The organism is Neptunomonas japonica JAMM 1380 (assembly GCF_016592555.1).
Classification (GTDB): Bacteria; Pseudomonadota; Gammaproteobacteria; order Pseudomonadales; family Balneatricaceae; genus Neptunomonas; species Neptunomonas japonica_A.
Genome location: NZ_AP014546.1, coordinates 3658320 through 3679019, shown reverse-complemented (window position 1 = coordinate 3679019; position 20700 = coordinate 3658320). Strand labels below are relative to the sequence as shown.

The window sequence follows — 20700 nt, the reverse complement described above, 5'->3', positions numbered from 1 at the left end:
AAGTTTAATGAAAGGAATAGTGGTTAAGGGAGGCTGGTTTTTATTTGGCTCCATAGAGCATTAATTAATGGATTTTTGAGTTTCTTTTCTAGTGTGAACAGGCCAACTTCGTATGGTTTTAGCTGGGGGGTGACAGACAGGATCTCTATCTTGTCTGCAAGAGGGCTATTGTCTAGTACTATTTTGGGTACCACTCCTACGCCAAAGCCTAGGCTAACCATGCTTACAATAGCCTCGTTACCAGCAACTTGTGCATAAATGTTAGGTTTGGTATCTAGTTGTCGAAACCATTCGTCGATTCGGTCTCTTGAAACGCCGCCCTCGGAAAGAATCATGGGGACATGGCTCCATTGTTCTGTGTTGACCGGTAAAGCAATTGCTTCGGATTGAGCGCTGCGCTTTTTAGGCGCGATAAATAACAGTGGAGAAATACCGATAGGCTTGAATGTTAAGTCTTTAGGTAGTTGGTCTGGTTTGGCGGCTATTGATATGTCTTCTTCGTTGTTCTGTACTCGGTTAAGCGCAAGGTCCGGATCACCCGTATGTAGTTTTATTTCGATGCTGGGAAAGTTTTTCCGAAACTGGCTAAGAATGTCATATAAAAAACTATAGCTGGCTGTAACGGAGCAGTAGATGCTGACTTCACCACGTAGTTCTTTGGCTTCTTCTAGTAGCGTATTTCGTGTTAACTCCCATTGGGCGAGTGCGTCTCGGGCATAGGCTTGAAACAACTTACCTTCATGAGTTAGTTGTACGCTGCGGTTATCTCTTATAAATAAAGAAACTCCGATCTCTTCCTCCAATTGCTTGATGGTGCGACTTAAAGCTGATGCGCTAATATGACAAAAGGCACTGGCACGCCCGAAGTGGAGTGTGTCTGAGAGGCTAAGAAATAGTTGAAGAGTGCGTGTATCCATATGATTATTATTACATAAATCTGATGATATCTGGCCAGAAATTCTGATGCGCAGAAGATAAGCTTTTAAAAAGTATGTGAGTACATATTGTTGAATATAGAGGGTTGTATTTTGCTATGCCGTATTTGTTATAAGCTTTAAGTGCAATTATAAAGTGCTTGGGGCTGCTTGAATGCTAAATAGGCGTGGTGATTGAGTGTAGATAATGAGTTGTGATATTCGTGTATTGTTTGCTTGATAAGCTATCGAACTGTTTAATGGCGCTGTAGAATAACCCCCTTTCCTAATGAATAGTGATGTTATGACTGAAGAAAATAACTCTTGTCCTGAAGATGAATCTGCCTCTGAATCAGAGGTTAAGCCTCGACGTGGTATCTATTTGTTGCCAAATTTATTTACAACAGGGGCGTTGTTTTCTGGTTTCTATGCTGTAGTCGCAGGTATGAATAGCCAGTTCGAAGCTGCCGCAATTGCGATTTTTGTGGCAATGGTTTTGGATGGGCTTGATGGTCGTGTTGCTAGAATGACAAATACATCCAGTGCCTTTGGTGCTGAGTATGACTCTTTGTCTGATATGGTTTCGTTTGGTGTTGCGCCAGCTTTGGTTACATTTAGTTGGGTGTTAGGTGATATAGGAAAAATAGGTTGGTTTGCTGCGTTTATTTATGTGGCATGTGCTGCTCTTCGGTTGGCGAGATTTAATACCCAAATTGGTTCTGTTGATAAACGCTACTTTATCGGTTTGCCTTCGCCAGCAGCGGCTGCTGCAGTTGGTGGTTTAGTGTGGGCAGCTACCGAGTACGGTATTGATCCGGCCCCTTATGCTTATATTATTGCTCTTTATGTCGCGCTAGCAGGCATTATGATGGTGAGTAATGCGCTTTATAATAGCTTTAAGGATGTTGATCTGAAGGGTAAGGTGCCGTTCGTGATTTTGGCGGCAATAGTGTTAGGTCTAGGGGTAATCTCTATCGAGCCGGCCCTTTTTCTGTGGTTATTATTTCTTATCTATAGTGCTTCTGGCCCTGTATTGTGGTTGTTGCGCAAAAGGAAAAAAGTATAGTAGGGAATTATTTATTACTTTAGGGTCTAAATTTTCATTGGTATAAGCAATGGAAATTGAAATGTTAATTAAAAAGGCTGAATTAATAAAAAGCTCAGAGATAACGCCAGAAAGTATTTATAAGCAGCGTCGTCTCTTTATGCAAGGTTTGGCAGGTACTGCCGCCTTGCTTTCTGCTGGTATGGCTTCCGCACTTTCCAAATATGACTTTGATGAAGACTGGCCTGTATATGCAGGTCCTGACTGGATGCAACCATCTATTAAAGCCGCTCAGCGTAATAGTAATTTCTCTTCAAATGAAAAGCTTACTCCTTACCCTGATGTGATTTTACATAATAACTTTTATGAATTTGGGCTTGGTAAGCAAGATCCCAGCCGCAAAGCTCAGCAGTTTAAGACTGATCCTTGGGCGATAGAGATTGAAGGAGAGGCAGAAAAGGTTGGTAAATTTGCATTAGAAAATTTGATAAAGCCGCATAAATTTGAGGAGCGAATTTACCGGTTGCGTTGCGTCGAAGCATGGTCGATGGTTATTCCGTGGTTAGGTATACCTTTGGCGGATCTATTAAAGCAATTCAAACCTACCAGCAAAGCAAAGTATGTTGAATTTACAACGCTTTATGATCCGCAGCAGATGCCGGGGCAAAAGGCGCTGTTTAGCTCACTTGATTGGCCTTATGTTGAGGGGCTACGTATAGATGAAGCAATGAACCCTTTGAGCTTTTTGGCTACTGGTGTTTACGGTCAGGCTTTGCCGCCGCAAAATGGAGCACCGCTCAGGCTGGTTGTTCCTTGGAAATATGGTTTCAAAAGCATTAAATCTATAGTGAAAATTCGTTTCACTGAAACTATGCCCAGATCAACTTGGAACTTAACAGCACCGAAAGAGTATGGTTTCTTTGCTAATGTGAATCCTGAAGTTGATCATCCGCGATGGACGCAAGCATCTGAAAGACGTTTGCCTTCATCTTTATTTTCGCCAAATCGAATCGAAACGTTGCCTTTCAATGGTTATGCGGAAGAAGTGGCTCACCTCTATGCTGGAATGGATTTACGTAAATGGTTTTAGGGATTAAGCCTGCAAAAAGCAGGTTGGTGTGGTGCTTTGTTTTCTTTGGATTAATGCTCCCGCTTTTGATGTTGTCTTATGATATTTATACGCAGCAGTTGGGAGCTGATCCTGCAAAAGAAATAGTTAAATATCTGGGTACTTGGGCCATTATCTCATTGTGGCTAAGTCTTTGGGTTACGCCATTGCGTCGTAGGTTGTCGCTTGCTTGGCTTGTGCGGTTTCGTCGTATGTTCGGTTTGTATGCATTCTTTTATAGCGTATTGCACTTGTTGGCGTTCGCTACCTTTATTGTCGGGTGGCGGTTTGAGATATTGTTGGAGGAGTTTTCAGAGCGCCCTTATATTATAGTGGGTGCTGCAGCTGTGTTGTTGCTGATACCGCTGGCTGTCACCTCTACAAAAAAAATGCAACGCCGTTTAAAGAAGCGATGGCTTCAATTGCACAAGCTGGTGTATCTCATATCAATCTTGGTTATGGTTCATGTTATCTGGATGGTAAGAGCGAGTTATGAAGATGCCATCATCTACGGTGGGTTTCTAGCGGTTGCTTTGTTTGAGAGGATTTATTTTAGTTATAAGAAGAGTAAGCCGCTGAAGAAGGTTTAAATGTAGCTTGATTGCTAACTAAAGGTGCCCTAGTGGCGCCTTTGTTGTTTTTGGGATTATTTTGCCTAAATATGACTTTTTTTGAAGAAGGGTGTTGACTCCTTTTGAGGTGTCTGTAGAATGCGCACCTCTTCCCAAGGATGCCGCCAAATAAGGCGGGAGAGATGAGAAGATGCTGGTTTATAAAGCGTTGATAATTAACATCTTTTCAAGGTTTTTAAGTTAGTAGTTGGGGTCCGGTTTTGCAGCCAAATGATTTTCAGAAAGTTGCAAAATAAAGGTTGACACCAGTGAGGCGTTCGGTAGAATATGCGCCTCACTTGAACGACATGTTCAAGCGCTCTTTAACAGATTGGTCAGATAATTCGTGTGGGCGCTTGTCAGGATGAAGCTACAAAAGCTTTATCAGGATAAGCAACCTAACGAACAGAATGAAACATACGTTTTATAAAGTTTTTTAGTTAGCAAAACCTGAGCTAGATTTAGGTAGTTGTTAATACTCCGGTATTGATAAATTACCAATGATTTTAAACTGAAGAGTTTGATCATGGCTCAGATTGAACGCTGGCGGCAGGCTTAACACATGCAAGTCGAGCGGTAACAGAGAGTAGCTTGCTACTTTGCTGACGAGCGGCGGACGGGTGAGTAACGCGTAGGAATCTGCCTGGTAGTGGGGGATAGCCCAGAGAAATTTGGATTAATACCGCATACGCCCTACGGGGGAAAGGAGGGGATCTTCGGACCTTTCGCTATCAGATGAGCCTGCGTGAGATTAGCTTGTTGGTGAGGTAAAGGCTCACCAAGGCGACGATCTCTAGCTGGTCTGAGAGGATGATCAGCCACACTGGGACTGAGACACGGCCCAGACTCCTACGGGAGGCAGCAGTGGGGAATATTGCACAATGGGGGAAACCCTGATGCAGCCATGCCGCGTGTGTGAAGAAGGCCTTCGGGTTGTAAAGCACTTTCAGTTGTGAGGAAAGGGTGTTACTTAATACGTAACATCTGTGACGTTAGCAACAGAAGAAGGACCGGCTAACTCCGTGCCAGCAGCCGCGGTAATACGGAGGGTCCGAGCGTTAATCGGAATTACTGGGCGTAAAGCGCGCGTAGGCGGCTTGGTCAGTCAGATGTGAAAGCCCCGGGCTCAACCTGGGAATTGCACCTGATACTGCCAAGCTAGAGTACAGAAGAGGGTGGTGGAATTTCCTGTGTAGCGGTGAAATGCGTAGATATAGGAAGGAACATCAGTGGCGAAGGCGGCCACCTGGTCTGATACTGACGCTGAGGTGCGAAAGCGTGGGGAGCAAACAGGATTAGATACCCTGGTAGTCCACGCCGTAAACGATGTCAACTAGCCGTTGGGGAACTTGATTCTTTAGTGGCGCAGCTAACGCGATAAGTTGACCGCCTGGGGAGTACGGTCGCAAGATTAAAACTCAAATGAATTGACGGGGGCCCGCACAAGCGGTGGAGCATGTGGTTTAATTCGAAGCAACGCGAAGAACCTTACCTACTCTTGACATCCAGAGAACTCGCTAGAGATAGCTTGGTGCCTTCGGGAACTCTGAGACAGGTGCTGCATGGCTGTCGTCAGCTCGTGTTGTGAAATGTTGGGTTAAGTCCCGTAACGAGCGCAACCCTTGTCCTTATTTGCCAGCACGTAATGGTGGGAACTCTAAGGAGACTGCCGGTGACAAACCGGAGGAAGGTGGGGACGACGTCAAGTCATCATGGCCCTTACGAGTAGGGCTACACACGTGCTACAATGGCCGGTACAGAGGGCTGCAAACCTGCGAAGGTAAGCTAATCTCACAAAACCGGTCGTAGTCCGGATCGGAGTCTGCAACTCGACTCCGTGAAGTCGGAATCGCTAGTAATCGTGGATCAGAATGCCACGGTGAATACGTTCCCGGGCCTTGTACACACCGCCCGTCACACCATGGGAGTGGATTGCACCAGAAGTAGATAGTCTAACCTTCGGGGGGACGTTTACCACGGTGTGGTTCATGACTGGGGTGAAGTCGTAACAAGGTAGCCGTAGGGGAACCTGCGGCTGGATCACCTCCTTAAACGATAAGCCGAGTTCTGGCATAGCGTTCACACGAATTATCTGACTGAAAGTTAAGAGGAAGATCTTTGATCTTGGAAGTAAAGTTCTAAGTCATAGGCCTGCTGTTTGCTCGGCTTGTCTATCGCTTAAAGCTTTTTGCTTTAAACGCTCTTTAACAATGTGGATTTGATGAAAGAAAGTCTTGTTTAAAAACAAGCGCCAAAAGTAATTTTATCGTTACGAGAACATGTTTCTTGCCAGACGCCTTCGGGTTATATGGTCAAGTGACAAAGCGTGCACGGTGGATGCCTTGGCAGTCAGAGGCGATGAAAGACGTTGTAACCTGCGATAAGGTGAGGGGAGCTGGTAAACAAGCTTTGATCCTCACATTTCTGAATGGGGAAACCCACTCTATTTATAGAGTATCTTTACACTGAATACATAGGTGTTTAGAGGCGAACCCGGGGAACTGAAACATCTAAGTACCCGGAGGAAAAGAAATCAACCGAGATTCCCTAAGTAGCGGCGAGCGAACGGGGAACAGCCCTTAAGTTGAGATGTGGTTAGCAGAACGCACTGGAAAGTGCGGCCGTAGTGGGTGATAGCCCCGTATGCGAAAACCTATTTTCAATGAAATCGAGTAGGACGGGACACGTGATATCCTGTCTGAATATGGGGGGACCATCCTCCAAGGCTAAATACTCCTGACTGACCGATAGTGAACCAGTACCGTGAGGGAAAGGCGAAAAGAACCCCTGTGAGGGGAGTGAAATAGATCCTGAAACCGTGTACGTACAAGCAGTGGGAGCGGTCCTTGAGACCGTGACTGCGTACCTTTTGTATAATGGGTCAGCGACTTAATTTCAGTAGCAAGCTTAACCGTTTAGGGGAGGCGTAGGGAAACCGAGTCTTAATAGGGCGTATAGTTGCTGGGATTAGACCCGAAACCGAGCGATCTATCCATGGGCAGGTTGAAGGTTGAGTAACATCAACTGGAGGACCGAACCGACTGTCGTTGAAAAGCCAGCGGATGACCTGTGGATCGGAGTGAAAGGCTAATCAAGCTCGGAGATAGCTGGTTCTCCTCGAAAGCTATTTAGGTAGCGCCTCGTGTCTCACCATTGGGGGTAGAGCACTGTTTCGGCTAGGGGGTCATCCCGACTTACCAACCCGATGCAAACTCCGAATACCAATGAGTGCAATCACGGGAGACACACGGCGGGTGCTAACGTCCGTCGTGAAAAGGGAAACAACCCAGACCGCCAGCTAAGGTCCCAAAGTTCTAGTTAAGTGGGAAACGATGTGGGAAGGCTTAGACAGCTAGGAGGTTGGCTTAGAAGCAGCCACCCTTTAAAGAAAGCGTAATAGCTCACTAGTCGAGTCGGCCTGCGCGGAAGATATAACGGGGCTAAAACTAGACACCGAAGCTGCGGATGCCATTTATGGCATGGTAGAGGAGCGTTCTGTAAGCCGTTGAAGCGGAAGCCGGGAGGCACCGTGGAGGTATCAGAAGTGCGAATGCTGACATGAGTAACGATAAGGGAGGTGAAAAACCTCCCCGCCGGAAGACCAAGGGTTCCTGTCCAACGCTATTCGAGGCAGGGTGAGTCGGCCCCTAAGGCGAGGCAGAGATGCGTAGTCGATGGGAAACGGGTTAATATTCCCGTACTGGTTATAACTGCGATGGAGGGACGGAGAAGGCTAGGCAAGCGCGGCGTTGGTTGTCCGCGTTTAAGGTAGTAGGTTTAGAGCTTAGGTAAATCCGGGCTCTTATAAGACTGAGAACCGATGACGAGGTCCCTTGAGGACTGAAGTTGTTGATGCCATGCTTCCAGGAAAAGCTTCTAAGCTTCAGGTTATAACGAACCGTACCCCAAACCGACACAGGTGGTCAGGTAGAGAATACTAAGGCGCATGAGAGAACTCGGGTGAAGGAACTAGGCAAAATGGTGCCGTAACTTCGGGAGAAGGCACGCTGCTGGCGGTGATGAGCTTTACGCTCTAAGCTGCTGGCAGTCGAAGATACCAGGTGGCTGCGACTGTTTATTAAAAACATAGCACTCTGCAAACACGAAAGTGGACGTATAGGGTGTGACGCCTGCCCGGTGCCGGAAGGTTAATTGATGGGGTTAGCTTCGGCGAAGCTCTTGATCGAAGCCCCGGTAAACGGCGGCCGTAACTATAACGGTCCTAAGGTAGCGAAATTCCTTGTCGGGTAAGTTCCGACCTGCACGAATGGCGTAACGATGGCCACACTGTCTCCACCCGAGACTCAGTGAAATTGAAATCGCTGTGAAGATGCAGCGTACCCGCGGCTAGACGGAAAGACCCCGTGAACCTTTACTATAGCTTCACAGTGGACTTTGACATTACTTGTGTAGGATAGCTGGGAGGCTTTGAAGCATGGTCGCTAGATCGTGTGGAGCCAATCTTGAAATACCAGCCTGGTACTGTTGAGGTTCTAACTCTGTTCCCTAATCGGGATCGAGGACATTGTGTGGTGGGTAGTTTGACTGGGGCGGTCTCCTCCCAAAGAGTAACGGAGGAGCACGAAGGTACCCTCAGCATGGTCGGAAATCATGCATTGAGTGCAAGCGCATAAGGGTGCTTAACTGCGAGACAGACACGTCGAGCAGGTACGAAAGTAGGTGCTAGTGATCCGGTGGTTCTGTATGGAAGGGCCATCGCTCAACGGATAAAAGGTACTCCGGGGATAACAGGCTGATTCCTCCCAAGAGTTCACATCGACGGGGGAGTTTGGCACCTCGATGTCGGCTCATCACATCCTGGGGCTGAAGCCGGTCCCAAGGGTATGGCTGTTCGCCATTTAAAGTGGTACGCGAGCTGGGTTTAGAACGTCGTGAGACAGTTCGGTCCCTATCTGCCGTGGGCGTTTGAGATTTGAGAAGAGTTGCTCCTAGTACGAGAGGACCGGAGTGAACGAACCTCTGGTGTTCCGGTTGTCACGCCAGTGGCATTGCCGGGTAGCTACGTTCGGACGGGATAACCGCTGAAAGCATCTAAGCGGGAAGCCCCCTTCAAGATGAGATCTCGCTGGGAACTTGATTCCCCTAAAGAGCCGTTTAAGACTAAGACGTTGATAGGCTGGGTGTGGAAGCGCTGCGAGGCGTTGAGCTAACCAGTACTAATTGCTCGTGAGGCTTGACCATATAACGCCAAAGGCGTGTGGGAAGCATGTAGTAAAGATAAGATTACAGAGTAGTGCTTGTGAATAGACCAAGACAAAGAAAAGCCTTCATCAAATCCATGTTGTGACAGTTTATGCTTGGCGACCATAGCGAAATGGAACCACCTGATCCCATCCCGAACTCAGAAGTGAAACGTTTTAGCGCCGATGGTAGTGTGGGGTCTCCCCATGTGAGAGTAGGTCATCGCCAAGCTTTTAATAGAGAACCCTGATCACTTCGTGATCAGGGTTTTTTTATGCCTGCGATTTAAGAGTTCGAAGAGTAGCGTGGTGAATTTACTGTCGCTAGGACGATAGAGTACTATTTCTAGGTCATCTAAATATTTCTCTTGTTGGAGTATCTGTTGTATGTGTAGTAACTCTGTAACCGGTGTAATACTCGCTGGCGGCATGGCTCGTAGAATGGGGGGGACGGATAAAGGGTGGATTGAGTTTGAGGGTAAGCCTCTTATTCAGCACGCGTTAGATATTATTCGACCTCAGGTTGCTCGTTGCATTATCAATGCGAATAGGAGTTTAGAAGCATATCAGTCATTGAACTTAGAAGTGTTTACTGACTTGGCAGGTGGTTATCAGGGGCCGTTGATGGGCATGGCAACAGGCCTATCTAATGCCAAGACAGACTGGATCGCATTTATACCGTGCGATAGTCCTCGATTACCTAAGGACACGGTATTTCGGTTAATGAAAGGAGTAGAAGATGGTGATTATGATATTGCTGTAGCGCATGACGGTAAAAGGTTACAACCGGTCGTGGCATTGTTGAATAGACGTTTGTTAGACGACTTGGAGCAGTGTTTAATCAATGGTGAGCGTAAGATTGAAAGTTGGTTTGCTCAGCACTCATGTATAGAAGTTGATTTTTCTGACTGTATTGACGCTTTTGTTAATGTTAATCGTCGTGATGACTTAGACGCATTAATTGAAATGCCTAAACTCTTAGGGCTTTCTGCTTGGAGTGGTACGGGCAAAACAACGTTACTAAAAAAATTAATCCCTGCTTTGCGTAATCATGATGTGAGGTTGGCGGTGATTAAGCATGCGCATCATCAGTTTGATGTAGATCATCCTGGTAAGGATAGTTATGAATTGCGTAAATCGGGAGCTAATCAGATGCTTATCGCCTCTGCAAACCGCTGGGCGCTAATGGTTGATAAGCCAGAGCCGCAAGAACCAGTCTTAGCGGACTTAGTAAGTAAGCTCGATTTAGCGAATTTAGATTTGGTGCTAGTTGAAGGCTTTAAGAGAGAAACTATCCCGAAAATTGAATTGCATCGTCCTTCTTTAGGGCGTCCACTGATTTTTCCTGAAGATAAAAATATTATCGCGATTGCTTCAGATGAACCTGAAACCGTTGCCTCAGACCTTAAGGTTATGCATTTGGCGGATGTGGATAGCATACTGGAGTTTGTTATGGAGTATTTGAAGGCTCGTTAGTTGCGATAATATTTTTATATGTATTGAAGAGTCTCTTTTAGTTTGTTGGCGTGGCTCATACCACAGGGTATTTTGGTTCTTTTTTTGTAATTAGCTAAGCAGTATTCTTGTTTATTGATCTTAAAAGTTATTGCCAATTCGCTTGTCAGTGCAGGTTTAAAGAATAGATGATGAATGAGCAGCTAGTTGATCCATTTGGACGGTGCATTACATATGTTCGCATGTCGGTGACTGACCGATGTGACTTTCGCTGTGTGTATTGTATGGATGAGGTGATGACTTTCTTGCCTCGTGAAGAGGTATTATCTCTCGAAGAAATTACGCTGATAGCGCGTGCTTTTACTGAAATGGGAGTTAATAAATTAAGGCTGACAGGTGGAGAGCCGCTTGTTAGAAAAGATGTGATAAGTTTATTCAATGGAATAGGTTCTCTTCCAGGGCTGGATGATTTTTGCTTGACGACGAATGGCTCCCAGCTTGTGAGGTTTGCTGCTGATTTGAAAGCTGCTGGAGTGACAAGAATAAATATAAGTCTTGATAGTTTGAATGATGCTTTGTTTAAAGAGTTGACACGTACAGGGCGACTTGAGCAGGTTTTAGAAGGTGTTAATGCCGCATGTGATGCTGGCTTTGATAAGATAAAGCTTAATGCTGTCATCTTAAAGGGGCGAAATGATCATGAAATATTGGATCTAGTTCATTTCATACGGGATAAAGGTTTAGATATTTCCTTTATTGAAGAGATGCCTTTGGGAAGTATTTCTGAACATGATCGTGCACAGACTTATTGCTCCAGTGATGAAGTTCGCAGCATAATCGATGAGAAGTACCCTTTGGCGTCATCCAGTGAGACTACGGGAGGCCCATCTCGCTATTGGAGTATGCTTGATAGCCCCTCGCGTGTTGGTTTTATCTCTCCTCATAGCCATAATTTTTGTGGAGATTGTAACCGTGTAAGGGTAACAGTGGAGGGTCGATTATTACTCTGTTTAGGTAATGAAAACTCGGTCGATCTTAAAGCCGTTGTGAGGCGTTATCCCGGAGATGTTGAGCGTTTAAAAACAAGCATTCGAGAAGCGATAATGCATAAGCCTAAAGAGCATCATTTTACCTCTGATGGCGATGTGCAAATTGTTCGCTTTATGAATACAACGGGGGGGTGATTCGTTATCATATTAATTCCATGGTCTCTCAACAGGGAATTAGATGATCAATCTTGCCTCTCTTTCTTTTTATTTTGATGTTATTGAAGACCGTATTCGCCTAATTGGTAACCTAGATAATGGCCAGCAAAGAGTCGACTTTTGGCTTACGCGACGCTTAGTCTTGAAGTTGCTTGAGGCCTCACCAACGTTGGTGAAGCAGACGTCTGAGAAAATTAGTAAAACTCCCCTAGAACACCAAAGTGCAATGGCTCAATTTGAGCACGATAGCGCAAAGCAAAGTCAATCGGTTAGACAAGAAGCTAATCTTGAGCATAATGACTTCAAAGCTTCTCTTTTGCGTCGCTTAGATATTAGCTTCCAAAAAGGGCAGTATCGCTTGAGTTTCTATGTAGGTAATCAGGATGAGGTGTTTGGCTTTAGTGTGCTTACTCATCAGGAGATGCATCAAATTTTACACTGGATGCATAAGGGCTGTTTGCAATTAGACTGGGGAGTATCAGTATCCCTTTTTGATATAAATGAACAAGCACCGATGAGATTGCAATAGTGGCCTTTGATGTAAACGCTCCACGTAAACCGTTTATAACGAGAGGCTCTAATGTAGGTCGTTGCAAGGGGTGTTTCCTTCCTTTGCTTAGTTGTCTATGTTCTGAAAAACCTAAAGTGAAAGCCAGTGCTGTTTTTTGGTTACTGACACATAATGATGAGATTTATAAGCCAACGAATACGGGGCGATTAATTGTAGATGCAATTGATGGTGCGCGAGTCTTTAAGTGGTCACGAACAGAGCCTGATCCTGAGTTCATAGCGGCGCTTTGTGATGATCAATATCAACCTTGTATTGTTTTTCCTTCTGGAGAGAGTTATCAGCAGCGGATGATCGTTAGTGAAAATTTATCAGAAAAGACTCCCGCGTTTATTATCTTGGACGGTACTTGGCGGCAGGCGCGTCGTATGTTTCGATTGAGTCGTTATTTGGATGACTTACCAGTAATGCAGCCTAATGCAGTGGCTATATCTCGTTATCATTTAAGGCAGTCTGTAGAGAAGCATCACCTTTGTACAGCAGAGGTTGCTGCACAGATGCTACGTGAAGTCAGTGATCACCATAGTGCCGATGTCCTAGATGCCTATTTTGATCTTTTTAATGCGGAGTATTACGCAACACGTCGTTCAGTTGATATGAGCAATGCTTCTGCAGCGGCTAGGCATCGCCTAGCTCAGCTGCAGGGTGGCGTTACTAATATTGTATAGATTGTGTAAGGTTAGTTTACTTCTAATAAAAAAGTGACAGGGCCATCATTTAAAAGCCGCACTTTCATATCAGCACCAAATTTGCCTGTTTGCACAGGCGTATCTGTAGCTTGGGCTTGCTTGGTAAAGTAGTGATAGAGTGCTTTACCTTGCTCGGGAGATGCTCCATTTGAAAAGCCAGGGCGAAGTCCTTTTTTTGTATCGGCTACCAGAGTGAACTGAGAAACAATAAGTAAACTTCCATTAGCTTGTTGAAGGTTTAAATTCATTTTCCCTTCAGTATCAGAAAAAATGCGATAAGTCCGAATTTTTTTTAAAAGCTTGTCAGCTGTTTCTTCTGTATCGCTTTTTTCTATACCCAGTAAGAGAAGAATGCCGGGCCCTATTTCACCAATAATACGACCATCGACTTCTACAGAAGCTTCGCTAACACGTTGGATTAAACCTTTCATAATGTCCCTTAAGCGCTTGAGCGTGCAAAATCATCAGTAGCGCGCACTAGGTTGTCGATAGTACCTGCCTCAAATGATGAATGACCTGCATCTCTAACAATATGAAGTTCGGCATTGGGTAAGACTTGGTGCAATGTGTGTGCTTGCTCTATAGGGCAGATCATATCATAGCGGCCGTGCACCAAAGTGGTTCGTATATGGGCAATTTTTCCGGCATTTTCGATAATTTGATTGCTTTCAATAAATGCTTGATTGATAAAATAGTGGGCTTCAATGCGAGCTATAGAAAGTGCGGTATGTGGGTCAGCAAAGTGATCAACAATATTGGGGTTAGGGTCTAATGTTGAGCAGCGACCTTCCCATACTGCCCAAGCTTTTGCTGCAGCCATTCTCTCAATTTCATTTTGCGATGTCAGGCGTTGGTAATAGGCTGACAGTAAGTTACCTTGTTCATTTTTCGGAATTAAACAAATGAAGTCTTGCCAGTAGTCAGGGAATATAGCGCTGGCACCTTGTTGGTAAAACCACTGTATATCTTGCTCTCTGGCTAAGAAAATGCCGCGCAATATCATACCAGACACCCTTTCAGGGTAGGCTTGGGCATAAAGAAGGCTTAGCGTAGAGCCCCAAGAACCACCAAAAAGAAGCCATGCGTCGATACTGAGCAGTTCGCGGATTTTCTCGATGTCATTAATAAGGTCTTGTGTGGTGTTGTTTTCTAGGCTGGCATGAGGTGTTGATTTGCCGCAACCACGTTGGTCAAATAATATTATTCGGTATTTTTCTGGACTAAAAAAGCGTCGTTGAGCACCGCTAGTAGCACCACCGGGGCCACCATGAATAAACAGCACGGGAATTCCTTCAGCATTACCGCTCTCTTCTACATATAAAGTGTGCTGAGAATCAACGTTAATTAAGTGCTCTTTATATGGATATATTTCAGGATAAAGCGTCCGCATGGTAAATCCTTAACTGATACGGGAAGTATGCTTAAAGTATAGAGTGGGAAGATGAGGAAAGGGAATCTATAGGCGTAAAAAAGGCGACTAAAGAGTCGCCTTTTTATTCTTGCTTGTTTATTTGCCCGTACGGGCAAAGCGCTTACGCTCGTTTTCTGTAAGGAACTTCTTACGTAAACGAATGTGGTTCGGCGTTACTTCAACTAGTTCATCATCTTCAATGAAATCTAGCGCCTGTTCTAGCGTGAAGCGAATTGGCGGCGTTAGCTGAATATTCTCATCAGTACCTGATGCACGTACGTTGGTTAGCTGCTTACCTTTAATTGGGTTAACTGCTAAGTCATTTGTACGGCTATGAATGCCTAGAATCATACCTTCGTATACTTCAACGTTAGGTGCGATACAAAGACGTCCGCGTGCCTGCAGGTTCCATAACGAATAACCAAGTGCTTTACCCGTTACCATAGTGATCAACACACCATTGGTACGCGAAGCAACTTCACCTGTTTTGACAGGGCCGTAATGGTCAAAGATAGAAGTCATGATGCCAGTACCTGATGTCATTGTCAGGAATTGGCTACGGAAGCCGATCAGACCGCGTGATGGAATTAGGAAAGTAAGGCGAATACGGCCAGTACCATCCACTTCCATATTGGTCATGTCGCCACCACGTTTACCTACTTCTTCGATGATGCTTCCCTGATGATCTTCTTCAACGTCAATCATAACGATTTCAAAAGGTTCATGGGTAACGCCATCAACTTCTCTTTGAACTACTTCGGGGCGAGAAACACCCAGCTCAAAGCCTTCGCGGCGCATGGTTTCAATCAATACAGAAAGGTGAAGCTCACCACGGCCAGATACACGGAATTTCTCAGGTGAGTCGCCTTCTACAACGCGTAGAGCAACGTTGTGAATTAACTCACGATCTAGACGCTCTTTGATGTTACGGCTGGTAACGAACTTGCCGTCTTTACCCGCAAAAGGAGAGTCGTTAACCTGGAATGTCATAGAAACCGTTGGCTCATCCACTGATAATGGAGGCAATGCTTCTACATTCTCAGGGTCGCACAAGGTATCAGAAATATTTAGTACATCCATACCTGTGACGCAAATGATATCGCCTGCGCGAGCTGTGTCCACGTCTATGCGTTCGAGGCCAAGATAGCCCATAATCTTTTGTACACGACCGCTACGTACTTTGCCGTCGGCACCAATGATTTTCACTTGTTGGTTTAGCTTAACCGAACCGCGTTTAACACGGCCAACACCAATAACACCCACATAGCTGTTGTAATCCAAAGCAGAAATCTGCATTTGGAATGGTCCATCAACGTCAACCTCAGGTGGTTTAACATGCTCAATGATTGCTTCAAAAAGCGGGGTCATGTCTTCAGCAAGGTTATCATGCTCAAGTCCTGCAATACCGTTTAGAGCTGATGCGTAAATGATTGGGAAATCAAGTTGCTCATCAGTAGCGCCTAACGAGTCAAACAAATCAAAGACTTTATCAACGGCACGGTCAGGATCAGCACCAGGACGGTCAACCTTGTTCACAACTACGATTGGACGCAAGCCCTGATCGAATGCTTTCTGTGTAACAAAGCGTGTTTGTGGCATAGGGCCATCAACAGCATCGACTAGCAGGCATACACAATCAACCATTGATAGTACGCGCTCAACTTCACCACCAAAATCCGCATGGCCCGGAGTGTCAACGATGTTGATATGGTAACCGTTCCACTCAATGGCTGTATTTTTTGCCAGAATGGTAATACCGCGCTCTTTCTCCTGGTCATTGGAGTCCATAATGCGCTCGGTGCCCTCATCTCGGCGGCCCAGGGTGCCAGATTGCGATAATAGTTTGTCAACCAGTGTGGTTTTACCATGGTCAACGTGCGCAATGATGGCGATATTTCTCAGCTTCTCGATCACGTGGAAGTACCTGTAGAGATTTTCATAAAGGCCGCATTATACACGCAATAGCAACGTTGATCCTGATTAATAGTTATGTTTGTACGTCTTTTTTCCACAAGAAGTTTGTTTTAGGTTGGAGTATGATATTAGCGGCTATATAAAGCGGTATATGTAACACGGTTTATGCACTGTTATGGTGCGATGTTTTGTTTTTCGGGTTATTTTGGTGCGTTTTATTGGGTTTGAAGGTGGCTGGTGTAATAAAATCAAGCACATATGTGCTGGCACACTAGTTGCTTATTGAAATATTAAGCCGGCTTAGGCCGATATGTTTTTCAGGACCGTGTTTTTTAGCGTGTCTGACAAAATTTTGATGTGGAGAGAGCCAAATGTCAGAGAAGACTCTGAAGTTAATCGAAGAAAATGATGTTAAGTGGGTTGATATGCGATTCACTGACACTAAAGGTAAAGAGCAGCACGTTACTATTCCTGTTCACCAGATGGGTGATGACTTCTTTGAAGAAGGGAAAATGTTTGACGGTTCTTCTATCGAAGGTTGGAAGGGTATTAATGAATCTGACATGATTCTTCAGCCAGATGATAGTGCATCTATCTTGGACCCGTTTTCTGAAGAGTCTACTGTTATTGTCCGTTGTGATATCGTTGAGCCGGTAACGGGTCAGGGTTATGAGCGTGATCCTCGTTCTGTTGCTCGCCGTGCTGAAGAGTATCTAAAGTCTACCGGTATCGCTGATACAGCAATGTTTGGCCCTGAGCCTGAGTTCTTCGTATTTGATGAAGTTCATTTCCATAATGAAATGAGTGGTTGTGGTTACACTATTACTTCTGAAGAAGCTGCATGGTCTACGAACAACAAGTATGAAGGTGGTAATACAGGTCACCGTCCACGTGTTAAGGGTGGTTACTTCCCTGTTCCTCCTGTTGATTCTCTACATGACCTACGTGCAAACATGTGTAATGCAATGACGGCTATGGGATTGGATGTTGAAGTTCATCACCATGAAGTAGCGACGGCTGGTCAGTGTGAAATTGGTGTTGGTGCTAACACGCTAGTAAATAAAGCAGATGAAGTCCAGGTTTTAAAATACTGCGTACATAATGTTGCTCATGCGTATGGTAAAACGGCGACTTTCATGCCTAAGCCAATTGTTGGTGATAACGGTTCTGGTATGCATGTTCATCAGTCTTTGTCTAAAGATGGTGTAAACATCTTTGCTGGTGACGCTTATGCAGGTATGAGTGAGACCGCTTTGTTCTACATCGGTGGTATCATTAAGCACGCTAAAGCGCTTTGTGCACTGACTAATCCAGGTACGAACTCTTATAAGCGCTTGGTTCCTCATTTTGAAGCGCCTGTAATGCTGGCTTATTCGGCTCGTAACCGTTCGGCTTCTATCCGTATTCCTTATGTGACTACTGCTAAAGCACGTCGTATCGAAACTCGTTTTCCTGATCCAATTGCTAACCCATACTTGTGCTTCGCAGCACTGATGATGGCTGGTCTTGACGGTATTCAGAACAAGATTCATCCTGGCGATGCTGCAGATAAAGATCTGTATGACCTTCCTCCAGAAGAAGCAGCAGAGATTCCACAAGTTTGTGGTTCTTTAGCTGAAGCATTGGCTGAGCTAGATGCTGACCGTGAATTCCTGACACGCGGCAACGTATTTACTGATGATATGCTTGATGCATACATTGAAGTGAAGCAGGCAGAAGTAGATAAAGTAAACCAGACAACTCACCCTGTAGAGTATGACTTGTACTACTCTTGCTAATTGAGATTGTTTAAAGAAACCTCCTTCGGGAGGTTTTTTTTTGCCTGGTATTTACTGTAATGAGTAAGAATAACGCACTAATAAAGTAGTGGTGCACTATATTGGTGCGTTTGGAAGTGGTGCTATAGTGGTATACGCATAACTAGTCTTTGCTTGTATCTCTTTAGGCGTGTTGTTAGCGCTTTCTGGTTATAAAAGAATATTTTTATAAGTTGGCGCTTATTTTGCATTGTGCTTAACAACGTATTAGGTGGTCGCGCGGATGTTTCGAAAACAAACACATAAGCAAACTTTAGAAAACCTATCTACCAGTGTGATTCTGTTGGATGAGAAGCTGTGTATCGATTATATGAACCCTGCTGCAGAAATGCTGCTGGAAGCGACAGCCAAGCGTTTGAGAAATTACGGTGTTGAGCAGTGGCTTACTAATGATTCTGATGAGCTGGCAGTACTAAAGAAATCAATCCACTCTGGCCACCCATACACGCGTCGTGAAGCAAAACTTCTTACGATGAGTGGTCATGAGCTCACAGTTGATTACAGTGTTAATCCTTTACCATTGCAGCATAGTCCTATGTTGCTAATTGAGATCCAAGCAAGAGATCGTCTGCTGCGAATCGAGCGCGAAGAGGAGTTGTTATCACACCATGCCGCTACTCGGAATTTAGTGAGAGGAATGGCGCATGAGATAAAGAACCCTCTAGGGGGTATTCGAGGGGCGGCACAGTTGCTCGAAAGAGAATTAGAAGATGAAGCGTTACATGAATATACGCATATCATTATCGAAGAGGTTGACCGGTTAAGGAATCTGGTTGATCGATTATTGGGCTCACATCAGCTTCCCAAGCAAGAGCAAGTAAATATCCATGCAGTGCTCGAGAGAGTCTGTGCATTAGTGAATGCAGAATGCGCTGGTAAGCTGGCCCTGAGAAGGGATTATGACCCGAGTATTCCTGAATTTACGGGGGATTCAGAGAGAATTATTCAAGCGGTATTGAATGTTGTAAGAAATGCGATGCAGGCATTACAAGAAAATGAGGTTGAAGCACCAGAGATTTTTCTTCGAACTCGAGCAAAGCGTCAGGTGACGTTGGGTTCTGAGCGGCATAGATTAGTGTGCTGCCTTGATATTATTGATAATGGTCCAGGGATACCCACAGACATACTTAATACAGTTTTCTATCCGATGATCAGCGGTCGAGCAGATGGCTCGGGGTTGGGGTTGTCTATAGCGCAATCCATCATTAATCAACATCATGGGCTAATTGAGTGTAGCAGTGAGCCCGGGTGTACACGTTTTTCACTCAATATTCCCTTGGAGTTAAGTAATGAAAATGCCCGGTAAAGTATGGATAGTAGATGATGACCGTTCCATCCGCTGGGTGCTCGAAAGAGCATTAAGTCAGGTTGGTATTGAGACACAAGTATTTGAAAAAGCGGATGACGTATTGAAGCAGCTTGAAAAGAGCACTCCTGATGCTGTCATTAGTGATATTCGTATGCCAGGTATCGATGGTTTACAGCTACTTGAGCGCATACAAAAAATACATCCGCAGATGCCTATCATCATTATGACCGCACACTCTGATTTGGATAGCGCTGTCGCCTCTTATCAAGGTGGTGCGTTTGAGTACTTGCCTAAGCCCTTTGACGTTGATGATGCGGTTGCTTTAGTAACAAGAGCTGTTGAGCATGCGTTTGAGCAAAGACAAGAAAGTGCTGAACCTGTTGCGCTAGACACTGCTGAGATTATTGGCGAGGCACCTGCTATGCAGGAGGTGTTCAGGGCTATTGGACGTTTATCTCAATCGAATATAACGGTCTTGATAAACGGAAAGTCGGGAACAGGCAAAGAGCTGGTCGCTCATGCTTTGCATAAGCATAGCCCGAGATCCTCTTCATCTTTTATAGCGCTTAATATGGCAGCGATCCCAAAAGATTTGATAGAGTCGGAGCTTTTTGGTCATGAAAAAGGCGCTTTTACAGGAGCGGCGGCGGCTCGTCATGGACGGTTTGAACAAGCTGATGGTGGCACATTATTTCTAGATGAAATTGGAGACATGCCGGCCGAGACTCAGACCCGTTTGCTGCGAGTGCTGGCTGATGGTGAGTTTTATCGAGTAGGTGGGCATACCGCTGTTAAAGTTGATGTGCGTATTATTGCTGCAACCCATCAGGACCTTGAGGGCTTGGTCCAAGAAGGGCGGTTTCGTGAAGATTTATTTCATCGTCTAAATGTCATTCGTATTCATATTCCGCAACTGTTTGAGCGCAAAGAAGATATACCGCGCTTGGCTAGACACTTTCTGGTGCGTTCAGCAGAAGAGCTCAACGTTGAGGCAAAGGTTTTAAAGCCTGAAACCGAGGCGTTTATGTGTGATTTGGCGTGGCCTGGTAATGTTCGGCAACTAGAAAACACCTGTCGCTGGCTGACGGTTATGGCGTCTGGACGAGAAGTATTGGTTTCCGACATGCCTCCTGAATTGGCCGAGCAGCAAGGGGCTGCTGAAGTGATTACCTCTAATTGGGAGCACGCTTTACGTAATTGGGTTGATCAGCAATTGAGTGCCGGCAAGCAAGGGGTTATTGATGCAGCAATGCCTGCATTTGAAAAAATAATGATTGAAACAGCATTAAAACATACCGCTGGGAGGAGGCGAGACGCAGCAGTATTGTTAGGTTGGGGGCGTAATACGCTGACACGGAAAATTAAAGACCTCAAACTAGTTGTTGAAAGTACAGAAGAGGAGTGATTTTGAGTGTATGACGGTATAATGTTAACTGATCTATTTTAACGAGAA

At 45.1% G+C, this 20700-nt stretch carries 14 protein-coding genes and 3 rRNA genes; 13 read left to right on the top strand and 4 right to left on the bottom strand.

Going from position 1 to position 20700, the window contains the following annotated elements; translation table 11 throughout:
• Positions 1–23 precede the first annotated feature (23 nt).
• Entirely contained in the window at positions 24–917 is an 894-nt protein-coding gene (gene ilvY / locus NEJAP_RS17315) for an HTH-type transcriptional activator IlvY (RefSeq protein WP_201348385.1), read from the bottom strand.
• A 301-nt stretch (positions 918–1218) separates the two neighbouring features.
• Between ilvY and pssA the strand changes: the two genes are divergently transcribed.
• The 10 genes from pssA (at position 1219) to NEJAP_RS17260 (ending at position 12775) form a co-directional block, all read left to right on the top strand.
• Complete coding sequence (gene pssA / locus NEJAP_RS17310) at positions 1219–1980, top strand: CDP-diacylglycerol--serine O-phosphatidyltransferase (RefSeq protein ID WP_201348384.1); 762 nt, start codon at positions 1219–1221, stop codon at positions 1978–1980.
• Between the two features lie 61 nt (positions 1981–2041).
• The gene (gene msrP / locus NEJAP_RS17305) at positions 2042–3049 is read left to right on the top strand and encodes a protein-methionine-sulfoxide reductase catalytic subunit MsrP (RefSeq protein WP_201348383.1); all 1008 of its coding nucleotides are present in this window, start codon (positions 2042–2044) and stop codon (positions 3047–3049) included.
• Positions 3040–3657, top strand: coding sequence for a sulfite oxidase heme-binding subunit YedZ (locus NEJAP_RS17300; protein WP_201348382.1), 618 nt, complete (start codon positions 3040–3042; stop codon positions 3655–3657). The genes msrP and NEJAP_RS17300 overlap by 10 nt, the downstream gene beginning before the upstream one ends.
• 529 nt (positions 3658–4186) lie before the next feature.
• A 16S ribosomal RNA gene (locus NEJAP_RS17295) occupies positions 4187–5729 on the top strand.
• 259 nt (positions 5730–5988) lie between these two features.
• A 23S ribosomal RNA gene (locus NEJAP_RS17290) occupies positions 5989–8880 on the top strand.
• A 115-nt stretch (positions 8881–8995) separates the two neighbouring features.
• Positions 8996–9111 (top strand): 5S ribosomal RNA (gene rrf / locus NEJAP_RS17285).
• Together the 16S, 23S and 5S rRNA genes form the textbook arrangement of a ribosomal RNA operon.
• Positions 9112–9266: 155 nt before the next feature.
• A complete protein-coding gene (gene mobA / locus NEJAP_RS19565; protein ID WP_419197835.1) occupies positions 9267–10355 on the top strand; it encodes a molybdenum cofactor guanylyltransferase MobA in 1089 nt (362 codons plus the stop codon).
• Positions 10356–10525: 170 nt separating this feature from the next.
• Positions 10526–11518 (top strand): GTP 3',8-cyclase MoaA, encoded by a 993-nt coding sequence (moaA, locus tag NEJAP_RS17270; protein ID WP_201350700.1) that lies wholly within the window; start codon positions 10526–10528, stop codon positions 11516–11518.
• Positions 11519–11561: 43 nt separating this feature from the next.
• Positions 11562–12068, top strand: coding sequence for a hypothetical protein (locus NEJAP_RS17265; protein ID WP_201348381.1), 507 nt, complete (start codon positions 11562–11564; stop codon positions 12066–12068).
• A complete protein-coding gene (locus NEJAP_RS17260) occupies positions 12068–12775 on the top strand; it encodes a tRNA-uridine aminocarboxypropyltransferase (protein ID WP_201348380.1) in 708 nt (235 codons plus the stop codon). The genes NEJAP_RS17265 and NEJAP_RS17260 overlap by 1 nt, the downstream gene beginning before the upstream one ends.
• Positions 12776–12786: 11 nt before the next feature.
• Here the strand turns inward: NEJAP_RS17260 and dtd are convergent, their stop codons facing one another.
• The 3 genes from dtd to typA form a co-directional block, all read right to left on the bottom strand.
• Positions 12787–13227 carry a D-aminoacyl-tRNA deacylase gene (gene dtd / locus NEJAP_RS17255; RefSeq protein ID WP_201348379.1) on the bottom strand — a complete coding sequence of 147 codons (441 nt, stop codon included), beginning with the start codon at positions 13225–13227 and terminating at the stop codon, positions 12787–12789.
• Between the two features lie 8 nt (positions 13228–13235).
• Positions 13236–14186 (bottom strand): prolyl aminopeptidase, encoded by a 951-nt coding sequence (pip, locus tag NEJAP_RS17250; protein WP_201348378.1) that lies wholly within the window; start codon positions 14184–14186, stop codon positions 13236–13238.
• Between the two features lie 117 nt (positions 14187–14303).
• On the bottom strand, positions 14304–16121 hold the full coding sequence (gene typA / locus NEJAP_RS17245; RefSeq protein ID WP_201348377.1) for a translational GTPase TypA: 1818 nt from the start codon (positions 16119–16121) through the stop codon (positions 14304–14306).
• Between the two features lie 371 nt (positions 16122–16492).
• On the opposite strand from typA, the gene glnA reads away from it, so the two are divergent.
• The 3 genes from glnA to glnG all read left to right on the top strand — a co-directional run bounded on the left by glnA (position 16493) and on the right by glnG (position 20652).
• Positions 16493–17899 carry a glutamate--ammonia ligase gene (gene glnA / locus NEJAP_RS17240; RefSeq protein ID WP_201348376.1) on the top strand — a complete coding sequence of 469 codons (1407 nt, stop codon included), beginning with the start codon at positions 16493–16495 and terminating at the stop codon, positions 17897–17899.
• Between the two features lie 262 nt (positions 17900–18161).
• On the top strand, positions 18162–19244 hold the full coding sequence (gene glnL / locus NEJAP_RS17235; protein ID WP_201348375.1) for a nitrogen regulation protein NR(II): 1083 nt from the start codon (positions 18162–18164) through the stop codon (positions 19242–19244).
• The gene (gene glnG / locus NEJAP_RS17230) at positions 19228–20652 is read left to right on the top strand and encodes a nitrogen regulation protein NR(I) (RefSeq protein WP_236590982.1); all 1425 of its coding nucleotides are present in this window, start codon (positions 19228–19230) and stop codon (positions 20650–20652) included. Before glnL ends, glnG begins: the two co-directional genes overlap by 17 nt.
• The last annotated feature ends 48 nt before the right edge of the window (positions 20653–20700 follow it).

Excerpts from the sequence above, each read along its gene's own strand:
- glnL (WP_201348375.1), top strand. The coding sequence starts at position 18,162 with ATGTTTCGAAAACAAACACATAAGCAAACTTTAGAAAACCTATCTACC.
- dtd (WP_201348379.1), bottom strand. The coding sequence starts at position 13,227 with ATGAAAGGTTTAATCCAACGTGTTAGCGAAGCTTCTGTAGAAGTCGAT.
- glnA (WP_201348376.1), top strand. The coding sequence starts at position 16,493 with ATGTCAGAGAAGACTCTGAAGTTAATCGAAGAAAATGATGTTAAGTGG.
- msrP (WP_201348383.1), top strand. The coding sequence starts at position 2,042 with ATGTTAATTAAAAAGGCTGAATTAATAAAAAGCTCAGAGATAACGCCA.
- moaA (WP_201350700.1), top strand. The coding sequence starts at position 10,526 with ATGAATGAGCAGCTAGTTGATCCATTTGGACGGTGCATTACATATGTT.
- pip (WP_201348378.1), bottom strand. The coding sequence starts at position 14,186 with ATGCGGACGCTTTATCCTGAAATATATCCATATAAAGAGCACTTAATT.
- NEJAP_RS17300 (WP_201348382.1), top strand. The coding sequence starts at position 3,040 with ATGGTTTTAGGGATTAAGCCTGCAAAAAGCAGGTTGGTGTGGTGCTTT.
- glnG (WP_236590982.1), top strand. The coding sequence starts at position 19,228 with ATGAAAATGCCCGGTAAAGTATGGATAGTAGATGATGACCGTTCCATC.
- NEJAP_RS17265 (WP_201348381.1), top strand. The coding sequence starts at position 11,562 with ATGATCAATCTTGCCTCTCTTTCTTTTTATTTTGATGTTATTGAAGAC.
- mobA (WP_419197835.1), top strand. The coding sequence starts at position 9,267 with ATGTGTAGTAACTCTGTAACCGGTGTAATACTCGCTGGCGGCATGGCT.
- ilvY (WP_201348385.1), bottom strand. The coding sequence starts at position 917 with ATGGATACACGCACTCTTCAACTATTTCTTAGCCTCTCAGACACACTC.
- pssA (WP_201348384.1), top strand. The coding sequence starts at position 1,219 with ATGACTGAAGAAAATAACTCTTGTCCTGAAGATGAATCTGCCTCTGAA.